Here is a 16639-nt window from a genome sequence, read left to right on the forward strand (position 1 = left end):
GGACAACGATTGTCCTCTCCAGATGTTAGCTTTTATTCAACCCACTACAGTTGACAAAGAGTCAGAATAATCAAAAACAATCCTGCAAGAATTCTTGCAGGATTTTCTTTTATATCAAACCTTCAAGAAGGCCCTTCATAAAGTTCTCAGAGTTAAACTCACCGATATCATCGATTTTTTCACCAAAACCAATCAATTTAACAGGGATATTGAGTTCTTCACGGATAGCAAGAACAACACCACCTCGGGCTGTTCCGTCAATTTTTGTTAAGACAATCCCTGTAACAGGAGTAATCTTTGAAAACTCTTTAGCTTGTACCAGAGCATTTTGCCCTGTTGAAGCATCCAACGCTAGGAAGGTTTCATGCGGTGCTTCAGGCACAACTCGTTTGATGATACGACCAATTTTTTCCAACTCTGCCATCAAGTTTTCTTTATTTTGCAGACGGCCTGCTGTATCAATCATCAAAATATCAACACCTTCAGCCACAGCACGCTCCATCCCATCAAAGACAACACTGGCTGGATCTGCTTTCTCAGGACCAGTTACGACAGGAACATCCACACGACGACCCCATTCAGCTAACTGAGCAACCGCACCAGCACGGAAGGTATCTGCAGCAACCAACATGACTTTCTTGCCAGCTTGCTTGTAGCGATGTGCCAATTTACCGATAGAGGTTGTTTTGCCGACTCCATTAACACCTACAAAGAGCATAACCGTCAAACCATCTTGGAAATTAATGCTTTCATTGTATTGTCCATCTTTTTCATAGAGTTCCACCAACTTTTCAATGATGACACGACGAAGCGTATCCGGCTTCTTAGCATTCTCAAGCTTGGCCTCATAACGCAATTCTTCAGTGAGATTTGAAGCAACCTGCACACCAACGTCACTCATGATAAGTAATTCTTCTAGTTCTTCGAAAAATTCCTCATCAACAGAGCGGAAGTTAGCAAAGAAGGCATTCAAACGAGCACCAAAGCCTGTGCGGGTTTTCTTGAGACTACGATCATACTTTTCCTGTACAGTCTCTTGAACTTGAGGAATTTCTTCGATTGCTACTTCCTCTTCCACTCCTTCAGAAGCGTCTGATTCCGTTTCGTCTGATTGAGCTTGATTAGCTTCTTGATCATCATTATCACTTGAAGCTACTTCTTCAACATGAGTCGATTCCTCTTGAGAACTTTCTTCGATTGGTGACTCAGGTTCTTCTGCAACAAACTCTGTCACCTCTTGAGCTCTATCTTTAGTTTCTTTAGCTTCTGTTGACTCTTCCTGACAACAGTGGCACTTCATTTTCTCTTCAAGCTGAGTTGCTTCTGGTTCAACTGTTTCTAGAGTAGCTTCTGCCTCTGGTTCTGCAGACTCACTAGCTTCTTTAGAATTAGTTTCCTCAACTTCTGAACTTTGATTGATTTCCTCAGTATTTTTCACTTCAACTTTTTCAGTTCCAAGTGCTTCAACTTCCTCGCTAGATTCTGTCAGATCCAAGTTTTCCAAAGCTTCTTTAACGACTTCTTCGATTTTTGGTTCTTCTTTTCTCCCAAATAAACGGTCAAATAATCCCATTCTTTAGTTCTCCTTCAGTACATATTTTTCAATGGCCCAGGCAACAGCTTCCTCGTCATTGGTCATAGGGGTTACTACATTTGCAACTTCCTTGACCTCAGGCACAGCATTTTGCATAGCAACACCGAGCCCTGCCCATTCAATCATGGAAAGGTCATTGGACTCATCTCCACAAGCCATCACTTGACTTTGGTCAATTCCTAGATGGTCGATCAATTTAGCTAATCCAGTAGCCTTATGAACGTTCTTTGGTGACCATTCCAAAAGCATGTCGCGAGATTTAAAAATTTCATAATTGTTAAACAAGTCTGGTGAAATATTAGCAATTGCTGCATCCAGTGGTTCTTGGGCAAAAGCGGTCACACATTTGTTGTAGGTCATCTGACTAGACAAATCTTCAAAGTCAATTGGAACAAAAGTCAGAGCAGGATTAAATTTAGCATACAGACTTTCTTGATCTGATTGGATTTGGTAAACTGTACCTTCTGAAATGGCATCTAAAGGAATGCCTAGTTTTTCAGTTTCCTCGTAAATACGTGTCACATCATCAATAGAGAATACTGTCTTATCGAGGATTTCACCCGTATTTTTCTGAACCAATCCACCATTAAAGGTGATAGTATACTCGTCATCATGGCCGTCTGTTCCAAGCTCTTTGAGGAAGAAATCCATAGCCTTGAGGGGACGTCCAGTTGTCAGTACAACTTTAACTCCCTGATCACGCGCAGCCTTTAAAGTTGCCTTAGTACGATCAGTCAACTTCTTGTCTGTCGTCAGCAAAGTCCCATCTAAGTCTAGGGCAATTAATTTAATATCTGCCATTACAATCCCTCCATATAAGCAATAACTGATTGGTCTTTGTGATGTCCGATAACTGTTTCAGCTAGTTCTAAAATCTCTGGACGAGCATTTTCAGGTGCGACTGGGTGCCCTACAACTTGCATCATGTGCAGGTCATTAAGATTATCACCAAAGGCCATCACCTGGTCCATATCTAGATTTAACTTCTTGACCAATTCGACAATAGCGACTCCCTTGTCAACATGATCTAAAACGATGTCAATAGATTCAAAACCTGTCGTCATAGCCTTAACACCAGGAACATGTTCATTGACCCAAGCTTCTCCAGCTTCTACTGTCTCTTCAGTAAAGTTAGTTGTGAATTTGAAAATCTCATCGGTAATCTCTTCAAGACTGGCTACTTTTTTGATATTTTCATTGTAATGATGACTAAACATAAGATAGGTTTCATCTACTGTATCTAAGACATAGCAAGCCTCTTTACCAGTCAAGAGCATCTTTTTCTCATCAAAATAAGGTGAAGTCTTTAGTTTTTCAAATGTTGATAGGTAAAAATCACGAGGCATGGTTGCTTCATAAAGGTCCTCTCCATGGAAGCGAACGAGACTCCCATTTTCAGCAATGAAAATAATCTCATCTTTAACATCCGCAAAATGCTTTTCAAGTGACAAAAGCCCACGACCAGAGGCAACAGCAAAGTAGATTCCTTTTTCTTGATAAGAATGGAGCAACTTTTTCAGACGCTCCATATCGAATTGACCGGCACCATCCAAAAAAGTACCGTCCATATCCGTTGCTACTAATTTAATCATAAGTTCTTCATACTCCAATTAATAAATCTACCTTCTATTATACCATAGAAAAAGTAAAAAAAGACGTGCTGAATTGACACGTCCTTGCCTTCTATAAATAATCCTGTAGGGCTAATTTAAGGCCAGGCTGATTTGCTTACTTTCTTTTATATCCAACCTCTCAACACTTTTCTTCTAAAGTTCTTGATTGAAGTCTCTTCTGAGAGTTAATCAACTATTGAGTAAAAATTATCAATCTTTGGCTGAGATATCATAATCATAAATAGCATATAGTTCTTGACATATAATCTTGCATATGAAAAAATAATTGTTGGAGGTTGATCATATGACTGAAAAAATCAAAAACTGGGTTAATATTTGCGTTTTGAAAAATCAAGAAATTTTATTACTTAATAGACAGCACGATAATTTTCCTGGCTGGATTCCACCGGGCGGAAAAGTTGAATTCCCTGAAAGTTTTTTTGAAGCTGCATTACGGGAACTTAAGGAAGAAACTGGACTTACTGCATTAAATCTTGAATTAAAAGGAATTTCAGGTTTTACTAATTCAATTGGTAATGAGAGATTTGTCTTCTATGACTTTTTATGTACTCAGTTTACTGGTGAACTAAGCACATCTGCTGAAGGTGAGCCAAAATGGTGGAATCTAAAAGATATTGATAAAATACCAATGCAAGATGAAATAAGAAAAAGGCTACCGCTTTATTTAAGAAAAGGAAGCTTTGAAAGTATTAACTATTGGGATGATAATAAGAAATGCATTAGTGAAAACAAAACAATTTTATTTGACTAATATTCTCTACAGTATAATCAAATGCAAAAATCTCAGTACATTAGTAATTTTTGTATAATTCAATACTCAACACAATCTGTCTTTAATAACATATAATTTAATGTTATACAAAACAAGGGTATCTAATAAAAATCATCTACTCTAACAACTTTTTCCTTGTATCTATAGATAGATAGATAGATAAAAAGCCTTGGAAACAGCTTATTCCAAGGCTTTCTTTGTATTTTACTGTATCAATTTCCTTATTCCAATTTCAGTTGTGACAAGTTTATTTCCATTCTCCAGTTAAAAATCTATCTTCTATTGGGCCAATTGCTATTAAAAATATAAGCCCTTTTCCACACTTTCCTGAATTAACTCTTCCGTCAGTTTCCATAATTCTTCTGATTCACTTTTTACGAACTTTTTCTTTTCTAATATCATGTCTGCACTGATATTATCAGGATTATAATTGAATTCTGACACTTCTAAGTGATTTATCAGTGGTACCAAGGAGTCGATCACTCTTGCATATCTTGCTTCAGCACTCAGCCCTTTTTCAAATTCCAACCACAAATTTTTCATATTCAAATATTTTTCTTCTGGAAGGATACTCATTGTTTTTTCTATAGATGCTAGTTCTCTATCATGAGAATGAAGCTTTTTTTCATCATCAAAAACCCAAGTATCTCCGGCATAAATCTCACCTAAATCATGAATCAATAACATAGGAATCACTTTTTCCATATCCAATTTTTTAGGATAATAATCTTGAAGAACCATTGCAGCTATGGCACCCTGCCAGGAATGCTCGGCACTATTTTCAAATCTGCCATCAAGAGTTCTATTAAATCTTGTCACTGACTTTAATTTCTCTATTTCTTTAATAAAATCAACTGAATGTTTCAAATTACTCATTGCTATTCCTACCTTATTCTAAATTACAAATATATTAGCAAAAATTAATCTTTACATCATTAATTTCCCGTATTTGCAAAAAAATAACGCCTAATCCATACGAGATTAGACGCTTGATTAAACTTGTAATTTATAAAATATTTATCATTCGAGTGATTGAACTTTCCTACCATCAATCAATTCCAAGTCTTTTTATCCATATTTGGCAAAGAGAGTCGGAATTTAATGATGCAGAGTCGAATCACAAAACCAACAATAGAAACAATGATAAAGACAGTGATTCTTGGAAAGTGAAGGACAAAGGCCAACCAATAATAAATAACTCCAATTACGAAAGATAGAAGGGCATAAATATCTTCTTTTAGAACACTTGGTACTTCATTGATCAGGAGGTCTCGGATAATTCCACCACCTGCACCCGTTAAACAGGCCAAAATCCCAGCCGACATCAAGTTCAATTTACTATCAGCTAAAGCTGTGGCTCCGATTAGAGAGAAGATAATTAACCCAATCGAATCAAAGATGAGGTAAGCTTCTCTCAACCACTTATAGAACTTTTTTTCATGACTAGCATTGGCCTGTTTTGAAGTTACAAAGACATACATGATAACCGCTACAAGGATAGAGACATAAATCGGGCTGGGATCAGCAAGAGAGGAAGGAAAACGACTGATAATAGAATCTCTCAAAATCCCTCCGCCTACTGCCGTTACAATTGCCAATAAACTAATTCCAAAAATATCTAATCGTTTACCAAATCCTTTAATGGCTCCTGAAGCCGCGAAGGCTATAGTCCCAATATAATTACAGATTATTAGGAATAGATCGAAATCCATATAAGCTCCTCAAATTATTTTTGTAACCCTCCGACTTCTTGAAGGTCATTCTAAATACTTTAGCTTGAAATGTTGTATCGAAAACAAACTAAGCATCCATATTCTCTAAATCTTTTAGTTTAACAGAAACAATCTTAGAAACACCAGATTCTTGCATGGTCACCCCATAAATAGAGTCTGCGGCCGCCATTGTACCCTTACGATGGGTAACGACGATAAACTGGCTATCCTTGTCAAATCGGTTAAGATAATCCCCAAAGCGTTTAACGTTTGCTTCATCAAGTGCAGCTTCTACTTCATCCAAGATAACAAATGGAATGGTCTTGACCCGAATGATTGAGAAGAGCAAAGCCAGAGCTGACAAGGCCTTCTCTCCACCACTCATGAGATTGAGAGATTGGATTTTCTTGCCCGGTGGTTGCACAGAGATTTCGACACCTGCTGTCAATAAATCACCTTCTGTCAGAATTAGGTCTGCTTGGCCACCACCAAACATCTGCTTGAAGGTCACTTTAAAGGACTCACGAATAGCTTCAAAGGTTGATTTAAATCGTTCCTTCACTTCATCATTCATCTCTGTAATGGTTTCAAGAAGTAAGTTTTTAGCAGAAAGAATATCATCACGCTGACTATTTAAGAACTCCAAACGTTCGTGTACTTCGTCAAACTGTTCAATAGCATCCAAGTTAACCGGACCAAGTGAACGGATGGATTTTTCCAAATCCTTGACCTCTTGTTCAGCGACAGTCAAATCTTCTAACGGATTGGCTTGTTCTAGGGCTTCCGTATAGCTAATCTGATATTCTTCAGTCAGTTGACCTTGAAGATAGCGAAGGCGGTCCGTAATCTTCTCTTTAGTTGCTTCTGCACGTGTTTGCTTACGAATCCATTCTTCATTTTGCTGACGAGCTTGATCCAAATGACTGGCAATATCATCCAATTGACCTTCAATATCATCTAGTTCAAACTGCTTACGAATGAGCCCTTGTTGAAGTTCTTCCTTCTGACTCTTGGCTTCTGCTTCCTGCTTGGCCAAAAGTTCTGTATCAACTTTTTCAAGATTGTCTACCTTTTCTTGGAGAAGACGTTCGATTTCATCTTGCTCGATATTGAGGTTCTCAAGTTCTTTGTTAATCCGTTCAATATCCGCAACTTCGTAACGTTTTCGCCCTATCATTTCTGTTTTGAGCAGACGTTCTTGAGAAAGTTTATCCTGCAAGTTCTGATAACGTTCTTGAATCGCATTTTTATTGGACTTGATTTCTTCAATCTCAGACTCCAGCTTTTCCTTTTCAGTTGAAATAACTGCAAGACGTTCTTGGCATTTTTCTTTTTCAGCTTGCCAATCTCCACCTCTGAGATTGTTTAATTCTTTTTCCTGAAGTTCTAGAAGTGTTTCGAGTTCTTCGACTTGCTGGCAAGTTTGTTGATAAGCAAGATATAAGCCCTGCTCCTCTATACGAGCTTGCTCTCCTTGAGACTTAATGGTCTCCAAAGTTTGAGCGAGAGCAGTCAAGTTTTCTTGAAGTGATTTCAGTTTTTCTTCTTCCTGACTAAGGAGCTTTTCTTCTTGAGCAATTTCTTTTTGTAACTGCTCCAATTCAGGCTTGATGAAAATGCTGTTATTTTGACGATTGGCACCACCAGCATAAGAACCACCTGTTCGCAATTCTGTACCATCGAGGGTTACCATCCGAACTTGATAACGCACCTTACGAGCTGCATCACGCGCATGCTCCACTGTATCAAAGATAGCTGTCGTAGCTAGCAAGTTTTTAAATATTGCTTCATGTTTGGCATCAAAGGTAACCAGTTCATCTGCCATACCAAGAAAACCTGGACTTGAGGCAATCACATCTTGATTCTGCCCAGAAATGCTACGTGCCTTAATCGTTGTCAAAGGTAGAAAGGTAGCGCGACCAGCTCGATTTCTCTTAAGAAAATCGATGGCCTTTGTTGCTGCCTGTTCATCTTCAACAATAATGTGTTGGCTACTTGCACCAAGGGCAATTTCAAGTGCTGTCTGATAACGAACATCAAAGGTTAAATGTTCACTGACTGCTCCAATAATACCGCCCAAGCGATTTTTTTCTTGGAGAACACTCTTGACACCAGCATAGAAATTACTATGGTTTTTAAGAATGTTTTCCAGACTTTTCGCCTTGGCCTGCTTGTTTTTCAGACTATCCAAGCAGTCAAATAGTTGATTTTGCTGGCTTTGATAAGCCTGCTTTTGTGCTTCTTCTTCTTTGGCACTGGTTTGATAGTCAGCGAGTAAGTTCTGTACTTCTTCTTTAGCAGACTTTAGGGCAAGCTCTTGGTCAGCAGCGTTAGACTTGGCAGAAGCCAATTGTTCCTTCAAGGATGCTAATTGTTCTTCTTGCTTTTGAGTCTGTTGGCGACTATTTTCAAGGTCATTTTCAATACGTGTCAGCTGGTTAGACACATCAGCTTCTTCTTGTAAAAAGGAAACGAAACGTTCACGCAATTGCTCAATCATTTGGTCTGGATCATCAGAAAAAGCTAACAACTCAGCTTCTAAACGATTGACTTCCTTCGTATTGACAGCTAGATTTTCTTCTAACTGACTGAGATTTGTTTCTTTTTCTTCCTTCTCTTGAATGAGAACATTTCTCTTTTCGTCCAAACTAGCCAAACGAGCCTGTGCCTCTTGTTGATTGAGGGCAACTTGCTCAGTTTCTAGTTTAGATAAAGCTAACTTACGTTCTAAATCACTGATTAAACCAGTCAAATCCATCAAACTTAACTGGTCTTTAGCCATCTCAGCCTGCAAATCATGACGTTTCTTTTTGAGAGTTTGGTTTTTTTCTTCTAAGTCTTGACGTTTTTGATAATAACTAGTCAACAGTTCTTGGACTTGGTTTAATTCTTCTTCTGTCACATCCAATTCAGCCTTATTGGCTTGAATTTGTGCAACCAGAACATCCAAGTAGATGGCTTTACGCTGACCGTCTAATTCTATAAATTTACGAGCTGTTGCTGCTTGCTTTTCTAATGGTTTGATTTGATTATCTAACTCATAAATGATATCTTCCAAACGATCCAAGTTGTCCTGAGTTTGTTGGAGCTTGCTTTCAGTTTCTTTTCGACGAGTTTTATACTTCAAAACTCCAGCCGCTTCTTCAAAAATAGCGCGACGTTCCTCAGGTTTGGAGTTAAAGATTTCTTCGACCTTCCCTTGGGAAATGATGGAGAAAGAATCACGTCCGAGACCAGTATCTAAGAAAAGATCATGGATATCACGAAGACGAACTTTTTTCCCGTCTATCTTGTACTCACTATCTCCACTCCGATAGATATGACGTTCAACTTTGATTTCCTGGCCTGCATCCTTGATAAAGCCATCTTGGTTATCCAAAGTAACAATAACAGAAGCGTAGTTTAGAGGCTTCCGACTTTCTGTTCCTGCAAAGATGACATCAGGCATCTTCCCACCACGCAGACTCTTGACACTAGATTCACCAAGTGCCCAACGGAGGCTTTCAGTGATATTTGATTTCCCAGAGCCATTTGGTCCTACAACCGCCGTCACCCCTTGGTCAAAAACAACCTTGGTCTTGTCAGCAAAGGACTTAAACCCTTGGATCTCAATTTCCTTTAAATACATGAATCCAGCCCTTTCTCAACTGCATTTTTAGCGGCTTCCTGCTCGGCCAATTTTTTAGAGCGTCCTTTACCTGAACCTAGACTTTGTCCCTCAACAAGGACTTCAACCTCAAACATCTTATCATGGGCTGGCCCAATCTCTGAAATCACCTGATAACGAATATCAACATCTCCATTAACTTGGAGCAATTCTTGCAGGTGAGTCTTATAATCCTTGATCATCTCAAAATCGCCAGCTTCAACCTTAGGAATCATGACTTGGTAGATAAAGGTTTTTACAGTCTTTATATCCTTGTCTAAAAGCAGAGCACCCAAAAAGGCTTCAAAAGCGTCACCCAAGATCGTGTCTCGGTTACGACCACCAGACTTTTCCTCCCCCTTACCAAGCTTGATAAACTGGTCAAACTGACAATCACGGGCAAAACCAGCCAAACTCTCCTCTCGGACAATCATAGCACGGAGTTTTGACAAGTCCCCTTCTGGTTTTTTAGGGTATTTTTTAAACAGATATTCTGAAATTAATAATTGCAGAACAGCGTCTCCTAAAAATTCCAAGCGTTCGTTGTGTGAAATTTTTAAGAGGCGGTGCTCATTGGCATAACTGGTATGGGTAAAAGCTGTTTCAAGTAAGCTTTTATCTGTAAAAACAAGCTCAAAACGGTCTTGTAACACTGATTCTAATTCTTTCATGACTACCTCTTTCTAAATCATTATAATCCTATCCATTATATCAAAAAAAGGCTTCATAGTCAGAAAAGAACAGTGAAAAGCTCATTTTCTAACTTCTAGCTAAAATCAGCCCCCAGCTAGCGAATTGGGCTTTTTTTTGGTATAATAAATCTTATGGAAATTGAAAAAACCAATCGAATGAATGCTCTGTTTGAATTTTATGCAGCCCTTTTAACTGATAAGCAGATGAACTATATCGAACTCTACTATGCAGACGACTATAGTTTAGCTGAAATCGCTGAAGAATTCGGTGTCAGTCGCCAGGCCGTTTATGATAATATCAAGCGAACTGAAAAGATTCTGGAAGACTATGAGATGAAGCTCCATATGTACTCTGACTACATTGTTCGCAGTCAGATTTTTGACCAGATCTTAGAGCGTTATCCAGAGGATGCTTTTCTACAAGAGCAAATTGAGATTTTGACCAGTATTGATAATAGGGAGTAATCATGGAAAATCTTGTTGTCTATAAAGGGATACCTTGCAAACTATTAGCTGCAGAGGAACCATTTCCTACAAGACTACAAATTCTCTCACCTGATTCTATTCCTCAAGCCCTTAAAGAAGGATTTAGCTGTTGGGGATATCCAAATGAAATCATGAAAGAAGTCACAACCGAAGAACTAGAGAGTTTGCAACATTTCGGACGATTTCCACTGAATTGAAAAAATAGGAGAAAATAATGGCATTTGAAAATTTAACAGAACGTTTGCAGAACGTCTTTAAAAACCTACGTAAAAAAGGAAAAATTACAGAGAGCGATATCCAAGAAGCAACCAAGGAAATTCGTCTAGCTCTTTTAGAAGCCGATGTTGCTCTGCCAGTTGTCAAAGACTTTATTAAGAAGGTTCGTGAACGTGCCATTGGGCATGAAGTCATTGATACCCTCAATCCAGCTCAACAAATCATCAAGATTGTCAATGAAGAATTGACAGAAGTCCTTGGTTCAGACACTGCTGAGATTATCAAGTCACCAAAAATCCCAACTATTATCATGATGGTCGGTTTGCAGGGGGCTGGTAAAACAACTTTTGCAGGTAAACTTGCTAACAAACTTAAAAAGGAAGAGGATGCTCGTCCTTTAATGATCGCGGCCGACATCTATCGTCCTGCTGCTATTGACCAATTGAAAACACTGGGGCAACAGATTGATGTACCTGTCTTTGCTCTTGGTACTGAAGTTCCTGCTGTTGAGATTGTTCGCCAAGGTTTGGAGCAAGCAAAAGCTAACCATAACGACTATGTTTTGATCGATACGGCAGGTCGTTTACAAATCGACGAACTTCTCATGAATGAGCTCCGTGATGTAAAAGCACTTGCTCAACCAAATGAGATTCTCTTGGTCATCGATGCCATGATCGGTCAGGAAGCTGCAAACGTTGCGCGAGAATTTAACACTCAATTAGAAGTTACCGGTGTCATCCTTACCAAGATTGACGGGGACACTCGTGGTGGTGCGGCCCTTTCCGTTCGTCATATCACAGGAAAACCAATCAAATTCACTGGTACTGGTGAAAAGATTACCGACATTGAAACCTTCCACCCTGACCGTATGGCTAGTCGTATTCTCGGTATGGGGGATATGCTGACTCTGATTGAGAAAGCTTCCCAAGAATACGATGAGCAAAAAGCCCTTGAAATGGCTGAAAAGATGCGGGAAAATACTTTTGACTTCAATGATTTCATCGATCAGTTGGATCAGGTGCAAAATATGGGACCAATGGAAGATTTACTCAAGATGATTCCAGGTATGGCCAACAATCCTGCCCTTCAAAATATGAAGGTGGATGAAAAACAAATTGCTCGCAAACGTGCCATCGTATCTTCTATGACTCCAGAAGAACGTGAAAATCCAGACTTACTTACTCCAAGTCGCCGTCGCCGTATCGCTGCTGGTTCTGGGAATACCTTTATCGAAGTCAACAAGTTCATCAAGGACTTCAACCAAGCTAAACAACTCATGCAAGGTGTCATGTCTGGTGACATGAACAAGATGATGAAGCAGATGGGCATCAACCCTAACAACCTTCCTAAAAATATGCCTGGGGGTATGGATATGTCTGCCCTTGAAGGTATGATGGGACAAGGTGGTATGCCTGACTTGTCAGCTCTTGGTGGAGCAGGAATGCCTGATATGAGCCAGATGTTTGGTGGAGGTCTCAAAGGTAAAATCGGTGAATTTGCTATGAAGCAATCCATGAAACGCATGGCCAATAAAATGAAAAAAGCTAAGAAAAAACGCAAATAAAAAGGAGAGTGGGACAGAAATCGGTAATTCGTTAGAATTCGATTTCGTCGTCCCACCTCCGCACAGTTGAGTAGGGTTGTAAAAGCTGATGAAATCAGCGTAGTAGAGCCCACTCAACCACTGCGTCTTGCTCGACAATCCAAAGATAATTGAGAGGCTGGGACAAAAGTCCTAGCCTCTTTTTTAGTTATTTCGAAGTTTCTCCAAAGTCTCTTTAAAGATATCTGGAATATCAGCAGTAAATTCCATAGTTTCACCTGTTCTTGGATGGGTAAATCCAAGAGTCTTGGCATGGAGAAATTGCCCATGTCCTTTCAAGGTTTTACGAGGGCCATATACCTCATCACCAGCGACTGGATGTCCGATATAAGCCATGTGTACACGGATTTGGTGAGTTCGTCCTGTTTCCAGTTGCAATTCCAGCAATGTATAATCACCGAAACGTTCCAAGACTTGGAAACGTGTCACTGCTGGTTTCCCTTTTGCAGTCACAGCTTGCTTCTTACGGTCTTTTTCGCTACGACCAATCGGTGCCTCAATGACTCCACGGTCGTTGGGAAGATTCCCATGAACGATGGCCCAATATTTCCGAAGAGACTTTTTGTCCTTCAATTCTTGAGCTAGTGCTAAATGGGCATCATCGTTTTTAGCAATCATCAAGAGTCCAGATGTATCTTTATCGATACGATGGACAATCCCTGGTCTCAATACACCATTAATGCCTGATAGGTCCTTGATATGGTACATGAGGGCATTAACCAAGGTACCACTGGTATGACCAGCACTTGGATGAACAACCATTCCTTGAGGTTTGTTGACTACTGCTACATCCTCATCTTGATAAATGATTTCTAGAGGAATATCTTCAGCTACATACTCCAAAACTTCTGGTTCTGGCACCTGATAAGTAACGACATCGCCCTCTTGGACCGTATACTTGGCTTTTTTGACCTGACCATTGACCAAGACTTGGCCTGATTTGATTTGTTCATTGGCGAGACTACGGGACAATTCTGTCAAATCTGACAAAGCCTTGTCTAAGCGTAGTCCACCTCTTTCAATTTTAATTTCCATTCATTTCCTCTTTTAGCATTGCAAGCAATAAAACAAGCACTCCTACTGTCAGATAACTATCTGCCACATTAAATATAGCAAAATTAACAAAGTCTAAGTGAAACATATCCACCACGAATCCTTGACTGATGCGATCAATAAAGTTGCCTAGACCACCTGCAATAATCAAAACCAATCCAAGAACTGTCCAGAAGGAATCCTCTATATGCTTATGCAGATACCAGATAGCCCCTGCCATAACTACAAGAGTTATTACTGCAAAAAACCACTGCTGATCTTGGAGCATTGAAAAGGCTGCCCCCCTATTTTGCAGATAGGTCAAACTGACCAGATTTGGGATCCATGATTTAATTTCACCAAGAGCAATATTCTGAACGACGTAAGCCTTTACCACTTGGTCTAAGACAATCAAAGCTGCTATTATCCCTGCAATAATTCCTCTTTTTTTCATGCTTTCCTCTTCTGATCAAAATACTCTTGCATAACTTCTACAAATAAGGTTCCCGCTTGGCTCAAGTCTACTTCTTCACGCTTGACATAAACCATGCGATTATTAAGATTATCATTTAGCGGAATAACGGTGATCCCGTTCACACTATCGCTATCTAAGAATCCAGAACCAGTCGCATAAGCATTTGTTCTTTCAAGGATTCCATTTAAGGTAGCACGGTCAGTTACGTTAAACATTTGAGAGCTAGCACTGGTATCCACAAAGTTCTCTGAGTAATAAAGATACTCATCCTTTTCTTGAGTGAATCGAACCGTTGGTAAATCTGCCAAATCCTCCATGACCAACTCTTTTTTCTTGGCTAAAGGATGTCCTTCACGCAGATAGATATGGGTTTGGAAAGGAATCAACTCAATTACTTCAAGTCCTAGCTTTTCAACCCGTTGCATGATTCCTTTTTGGTTTTGATTATTAAGGTAGATAATTCCAATCTCACTATGTCCTTGGGCTACTTCATCCAAAATCTGAACAGTTGTAGATTCAAAAATACGAAAATTCTTATAGTCAGGATACTGTTGCGAAAAAGCTGTAATGGTTGGTGGCAAGAAATCATAGTGCTGGCTGGCTATTGAAAACTCATCTTTCTCCTCTTCAGGATTGGCATACTGATTTTGGAAAACATCAAATCCTTTAACCAACTCTTGTGCCTTTTCATAAAATTCCATCCCGCGACGTGTAAGAAAAGTTCCTGAACTGGTTCTACGAAAAATCTTGAAGCCAAGCTCTTTTTCCAAGTCTCTTACAGAAATAGATAGACTGGGTTGGCTAACGTACATTTTCTCAGCCGCTTCACGAAAAGTACCACTATTAGCAATAGCTACAACGTAGCGTAATTGTTGAATATTCATGATTTCTCCTTCGATTTCTATCTTATCATTATACCATAAATCAAGCCTATCTAACAAAGGAAAATCATGAGTCACAGATATCTTCGCAAAGCAAACAAAAAACACCTTTCAGATTAGACTAAGGTCTAAGCAAAGGTGTTAGGTTCAATATTATTTCGCTACTGCGTAGAGTTCGTCTACTTTATTCCAGTTGATAACTGAGAAGAAAGCTTTGATATAGTCAGGACGCACGTTACGGTATTTCACGTAGTAAGCATGCTCCCAAACATCCAAGCCCAAGATTGGTTTTTTACCTTCTGAGATTGGTGTGTCTTGGTTTGCTGTTGAAGTCACTTCAAGTTTACCTTCTTTGTTAACAACCAACCAAGCCCATCCAGAACCAAAACGAGTTGTTGCTGCTGCAGTGAAGGCTGCTTGGAATTCTTCGAATGAACCGAAAGTTTCATCGATTGCTGCTGCAAGTTCTGCTGAAGGAGCTGTTTTTTCAGGAGTCATCAATTCCCAGAAAAGAGCGTGGTTCAAGTGTCCACCACCATTGTTGATAAGCGCTTGACGGATATCAGCTGGGATAGATTCTACGTCAGCAAGCAAAGCTTCAAGGTCTTCACCGATTTCAGGGTGTTTTTCAAGAGCTGCATTTACATTGTTAACGTAAGTTTGGTGGTGTTTGTCATGGTGCAAGTGCATTGTTTCAGCATCGATGTATGGTTCTAATGCATCGTAAGCGTATGGAAGATCTGGTAAGATAATAGCCATCTGTAATACCTCTTTTTCTTTCTATATAATGATGATAACGCAATCATCCTATTTTTTCAAGTTATTTGCTCAATTTGACTGGCTGGCAATCTGTAATAGAGCCTTCTCAAACAGGTAGCCTTTCTCATAAACTCCTGTCTTAATTTGGTAATCAGCTTGGATGAGATAACGAATAGAATTCTGGAGAAAATCAAGGGATAGTCTTCGAGAATCACGAAGGGCAAATTTGATTTGGTAGGGATTCGGATTGCGACCAAGATAGTGACCCAAACTGCTGACCATCTGGGACTCTGTCTGACCAGATTCTTGCAAAATTTTCACTTGTGTATAGAGTCTGAACTGCCCCAACATAATGGCAATCAGTTTAATCTCATCTTCTCCCTGCAAAGTCAAATCTTTCACTAAATCACGTGCCTGATCAATCTTCTTAGTCAATATTAATTGGGTCAAATCAAAAATATTATCCTGCAAAGTCTTTGGTATAGCTTCAACAATGTCTTCTTCGGTAATCCAGTCATCATCCTTATAAGACTGTAAGAAGAGTAGATTTTTCTGAATTTCACTGAATTGAAAACCTGATTTAATAAGCAACTGTTCGAAGGATTTTCCATCAAAGGTCAGTCCTTGTTCCTGAGCCCACTTTTGAAAATAGGCTCGCATCTCTTGCTCTTTTGGTTCAAGGGCTTCAAAAATCTTGGCATCTCTCTTTAGAATTTTAACTAGACGTCGCTTGCTATCTAGTTTACCTTCAGCAAAAATAACTAATTTACTCGTCGGAGATGGGTTTTCCAAATATTCTTCAAAAGCCTTAAGCTCATCATCAGATAGATAGCGTTTTTTAGCAGTTGTAATATCCACAAAGTGATCTAGGATTACAATTTTTTCATCCGCAAAGAAAGGAAGACTGACCAGCTCTAGTTCTAAGCTTTTGTAGTCTACTTCTTTCATATCAAAATAAGCAAAGTTCAAATCAGCAGAATCGTAGCCGATTTGCTTTAGCACCTGAGTTTTCATGACTTCATACTGTCCTTGATCAGCGCCTGTAAACAAGGTCAAACTAGGTAAGTTTGATAAAGATAGCTTTTGGCTTTCTTCTATTGCTAGCATCATTTCTCCTTTCTTTTTAGTTTCGCTTTT

16 protein-coding genes are annotated in these 16639 nt (G+C 39.3%); 4 read left to right on the forward strand and 12 right to left on the reverse strand.

Going from position 1 to position 16639, the window contains the following annotated elements; all coding sequences use genetic code 11:
- Nucleotides 1-109 precede the first annotated feature (109 nt).
- The 3 genes from ftsY to ADH81_RS04920 are packed head-to-tail and all read right to left on the reverse strand — an operon-like array spanning nucleotide 110 to nucleotide 3186.
- Nucleotides 110-1573: a signal recognition particle-docking protein FtsY gene (gene ftsY / locus ADH81_RS04910; RefSeq protein WP_049526925.1), complete on the reverse strand. Its 1464-nt coding sequence runs from the start codon at nucleotides 1571-1573 to the stop codon at nucleotides 110-112.
- A gap of 3 nt (nucleotides 1574-1576) precedes the next feature.
- Nucleotides 1577-2395 carry a Cof-type HAD-IIB family hydrolase gene (locus ADH81_RS04915; RefSeq protein WP_049526927.1) on the reverse strand — a complete coding sequence of 273 codons (819 nt, stop codon included), beginning with the start codon at nucleotides 2393-2395 and terminating at the stop codon, nucleotides 1577-1579.
- Nucleotides 2395-3186 carry a Cof-type HAD-IIB family hydrolase gene (locus ADH81_RS04920; RefSeq protein ID WP_049526929.1) on the reverse strand — a complete coding sequence of 264 codons (792 nt, stop codon included), beginning with the start codon at nucleotides 3184-3186 and terminating at the stop codon, nucleotides 2395-2397. The genes ADH81_RS04915 and ADH81_RS04920 overlap by 1 nt, the downstream gene beginning before the upstream one ends.
- 325 nt (nucleotides 3187-3511) lie before the next feature.
- On the opposite strand from ADH81_RS04920, the gene ADH81_RS04925 reads away from it, so the two are divergent.
- Complete coding sequence (locus tag ADH81_RS04925) at nucleotides 3512-3979, forward strand: 8-oxo-dGTP diphosphatase (RefSeq protein WP_000136624.1); 468 nt, start codon at nucleotides 3512-3514, stop codon at nucleotides 3977-3979.
- Between the two features lie 318 nt (nucleotides 3980-4297).
- Here ADH81_RS04925 and ADH81_RS04930 read toward each other — a convergent pair whose 3' ends face one another.
- From ADH81_RS04930 to rnc, 4 genes are all read right to left on the reverse strand, one after another.
- Nucleotides 4298-4876, reverse strand: a complete 579-nt coding sequence (locus ADH81_RS04930) for an HD domain-containing protein (protein ID WP_049526931.1) — start codon at nucleotides 4874-4876, stop codon at nucleotides 4298-4300.
- A 176-nt stretch (nucleotides 4877-5052) separates the two neighbouring features.
- On the reverse strand, nucleotides 5053-5712 hold the full coding sequence (locus tag ADH81_RS04935) for a trimeric intracellular cation channel family protein (RefSeq protein ID WP_049526933.1): 660 nt from the start codon (nucleotides 5710-5712) through the stop codon (nucleotides 5053-5055).
- Between the two features lie 88 nt (nucleotides 5713-5800).
- Nucleotides 5801-9340: a chromosome segregation protein SMC gene (gene smc, locus ADH81_RS04940; RefSeq protein ID WP_049526935.1), complete on the reverse strand. Its 3540-nt coding sequence runs from the start codon at nucleotides 9338-9340 to the stop codon at nucleotides 5801-5803.
- A complete protein-coding gene (rnc, locus tag ADH81_RS04945) occupies nucleotides 9331-10029 on the reverse strand; it encodes a ribonuclease III (protein WP_000661075.1) in 699 nt (232 codons plus the stop codon). Before rnc ends, smc begins: the two co-directional genes overlap by 10 nt.
- Nucleotides 10030-10182: 153 nt before the next feature.
- Between rnc and ADH81_RS04950 the strand changes: the two genes are divergently transcribed.
- From ADH81_RS04950 to ffh, 3 genes are read left to right on the forward strand one after another with little or no spacing between them, the layout of a single operon-like run.
- Complete coding sequence (locus ADH81_RS04950) at nucleotides 10183-10515, forward strand: putative DNA-binding protein (RefSeq protein WP_000402062.1); 333 nt, start codon at nucleotides 10183-10185, stop codon at nucleotides 10513-10515.
- Nucleotides 10516-10517: 2 nt separating this feature from the next.
- Entirely contained in the window at nucleotides 10518-10733 is a 216-nt protein-coding gene (locus ADH81_RS04955; RefSeq protein ID WP_049508835.1) for a hypothetical protein, read from the forward strand.
- Between the two features lie 17 nt (nucleotides 10734-10750).
- Nucleotides 10751-12316 carry a signal recognition particle protein gene (gene ffh, locus ADH81_RS04960; protein WP_049526936.1) on the forward strand — a complete coding sequence of 522 codons (1566 nt, stop codon included), beginning with the start codon at nucleotides 10751-10753 and terminating at the stop codon, nucleotides 12314-12316.
- A gap of 183 nt (nucleotides 12317-12499) precedes the next feature.
- Here the strand turns inward: ffh and ADH81_RS04965 are convergent, their stop codons facing one another.
- The 5 genes from ADH81_RS04965 to holA all read right to left on the reverse strand — a co-directional run bounded on the left by ADH81_RS04965 (nucleotide 12500) and on the right by holA (nucleotide 16609).
- Nucleotides 12500-13390: an RluA family pseudouridine synthase gene (locus tag ADH81_RS04965; RefSeq protein ID WP_049503197.1), complete on the reverse strand. Its 891-nt coding sequence runs from the start codon at nucleotides 13388-13390 to the stop codon at nucleotides 12500-12502.
- On the reverse strand, nucleotides 13380-13841 hold the full coding sequence (lspA, locus tag ADH81_RS04970; protein ID WP_049526937.1) for a signal peptidase II: 462 nt from the start codon (nucleotides 13839-13841) through the stop codon (nucleotides 13380-13382). Before lspA ends, ADH81_RS04965 begins: the two co-directional genes overlap by 11 nt.
- A complete protein-coding gene (locus tag ADH81_RS04975; protein WP_049526940.1) occupies nucleotides 13838-14746 on the reverse strand; it encodes a LysR family transcriptional regulator in 909 nt (302 codons plus the stop codon). Before ADH81_RS04975 ends, lspA begins: the two co-directional genes overlap by 4 nt.
- Nucleotides 14747-14896: 150 nt before the next feature.
- Nucleotides 14897-15502, reverse strand: coding sequence for a superoxide dismutase SodA (gene sodA / locus ADH81_RS04980; RefSeq protein WP_049526942.1), 606 nt, complete (start codon nucleotides 15500-15502; stop codon nucleotides 14897-14899).
- 69 nt (nucleotides 15503-15571) lie between these two features.
- The gene (holA, locus tag ADH81_RS04985; RefSeq protein WP_049526944.1) at nucleotides 15572-16609 is read right to left on the reverse strand and encodes a DNA polymerase III subunit delta; all 1038 of its coding nucleotides are present in this window, start codon (nucleotides 16607-16609) and stop codon (nucleotides 15572-15574) included.
- Nucleotides 16610-16639 lie beyond the last annotated feature (30 nt).

Source organism: Streptococcus pseudopneumoniae (assembly GCF_001072925.1).
Lineage (GTDB): Bacteria > Bacillota > Bacilli > Lactobacillales > Streptococcaceae > Streptococcus > Streptococcus pseudopneumoniae_Q.

Coding starts and splice junctions, on each gene's coding strand:
- ADH81_RS04955 (WP_049508835.1), top strand. CDS start 10,518: ATGGAAAATCTTGTTGTCTATAAAGGGATACCTTGCAAACTATTAGCT.
- ADH81_RS04950 (WP_000402062.1), top strand. CDS start 10,183: ATGGAAATTGAAAAAACCAATCGAATGAATGCTCTGTTTGAATTTTAT.
- ADH81_RS04975 (WP_049526940.1), bottom strand. CDS start 14,746: ATGAATATTCAACAATTACGCTACGTTGTAGCTATTGCTAATAGTGGT.
- sodA (WP_049526942.1), bottom strand. CDS start 15,502: ATGGCTATTATCTTACCAGATCTTCCATACGCTTACGATGCATTAGAA.
- ffh (WP_049526936.1), top strand. CDS start 10,751: ATGGCATTTGAAAATTTAACAGAACGTTTGCAGAACGTCTTTAAAAAC.
- smc (WP_049526935.1), bottom strand. CDS start 9,340: ATGTATTTAAAGGAAATTGAGATCCAAGGGTTTAAGTCCTTTGCTGAC.
- ADH81_RS04930 (WP_049526931.1), bottom strand. CDS start 4,876: ATGAGTAATTTGAAACATTCAGTTGATTTTATTAAAGAAATAGAGAAA.
- ADH81_RS04915 (WP_049526927.1), bottom strand. CDS start 2,395: ATGGCAGATATTAAATTAATTGCCCTAGACTTAGATGGGACTTTGCTG.
- ftsY (WP_049526925.1), bottom strand. CDS start 1,573: ATGGGATTATTTGACCGTTTATTTGGGAGAAAAGAAGAACCAAAAATC.
- ADH81_RS04920 (WP_049526929.1), bottom strand. CDS start 3,186: ATGATTAAATTAGTAGCAACGGATATGGACGGTACTTTTTTGGATGGT.
- holA (WP_049526944.1), bottom strand. CDS start 16,609: ATGCTAGCAATAGAAGAAAGCCAAAAGCTATCTTTATCAAACTTACCT.
- ADH81_RS04925 (WP_000136624.1), top strand. CDS start 3,512: ATGACTGAAAAAATCAAAAACTGGGTTAATATTTGCGTTTTGAAAAAT.
- rnc (WP_000661075.1), bottom strand. CDS start 10,029: ATGAAAGAATTAGAATCAGTGTTACAAGACCGTTTTGAGCTTGTTTTT.
- lspA (WP_049526937.1), bottom strand. CDS start 13,841: ATGAAAAAAAGAGGAATTATTGCAGGGATAATAGCAGCTTTGATTGTC.
- ADH81_RS04965 (WP_049503197.1), bottom strand. CDS start 13,390: ATGGAAATTAAAATTGAAAGAGGTGGACTACGCTTAGACAAGGCTTTG.
- ADH81_RS04935 (WP_049526933.1), bottom strand. CDS start 5,712: ATGGATTTCGATCTATTCCTAATAATCTGTAATTATATTGGGACTATA.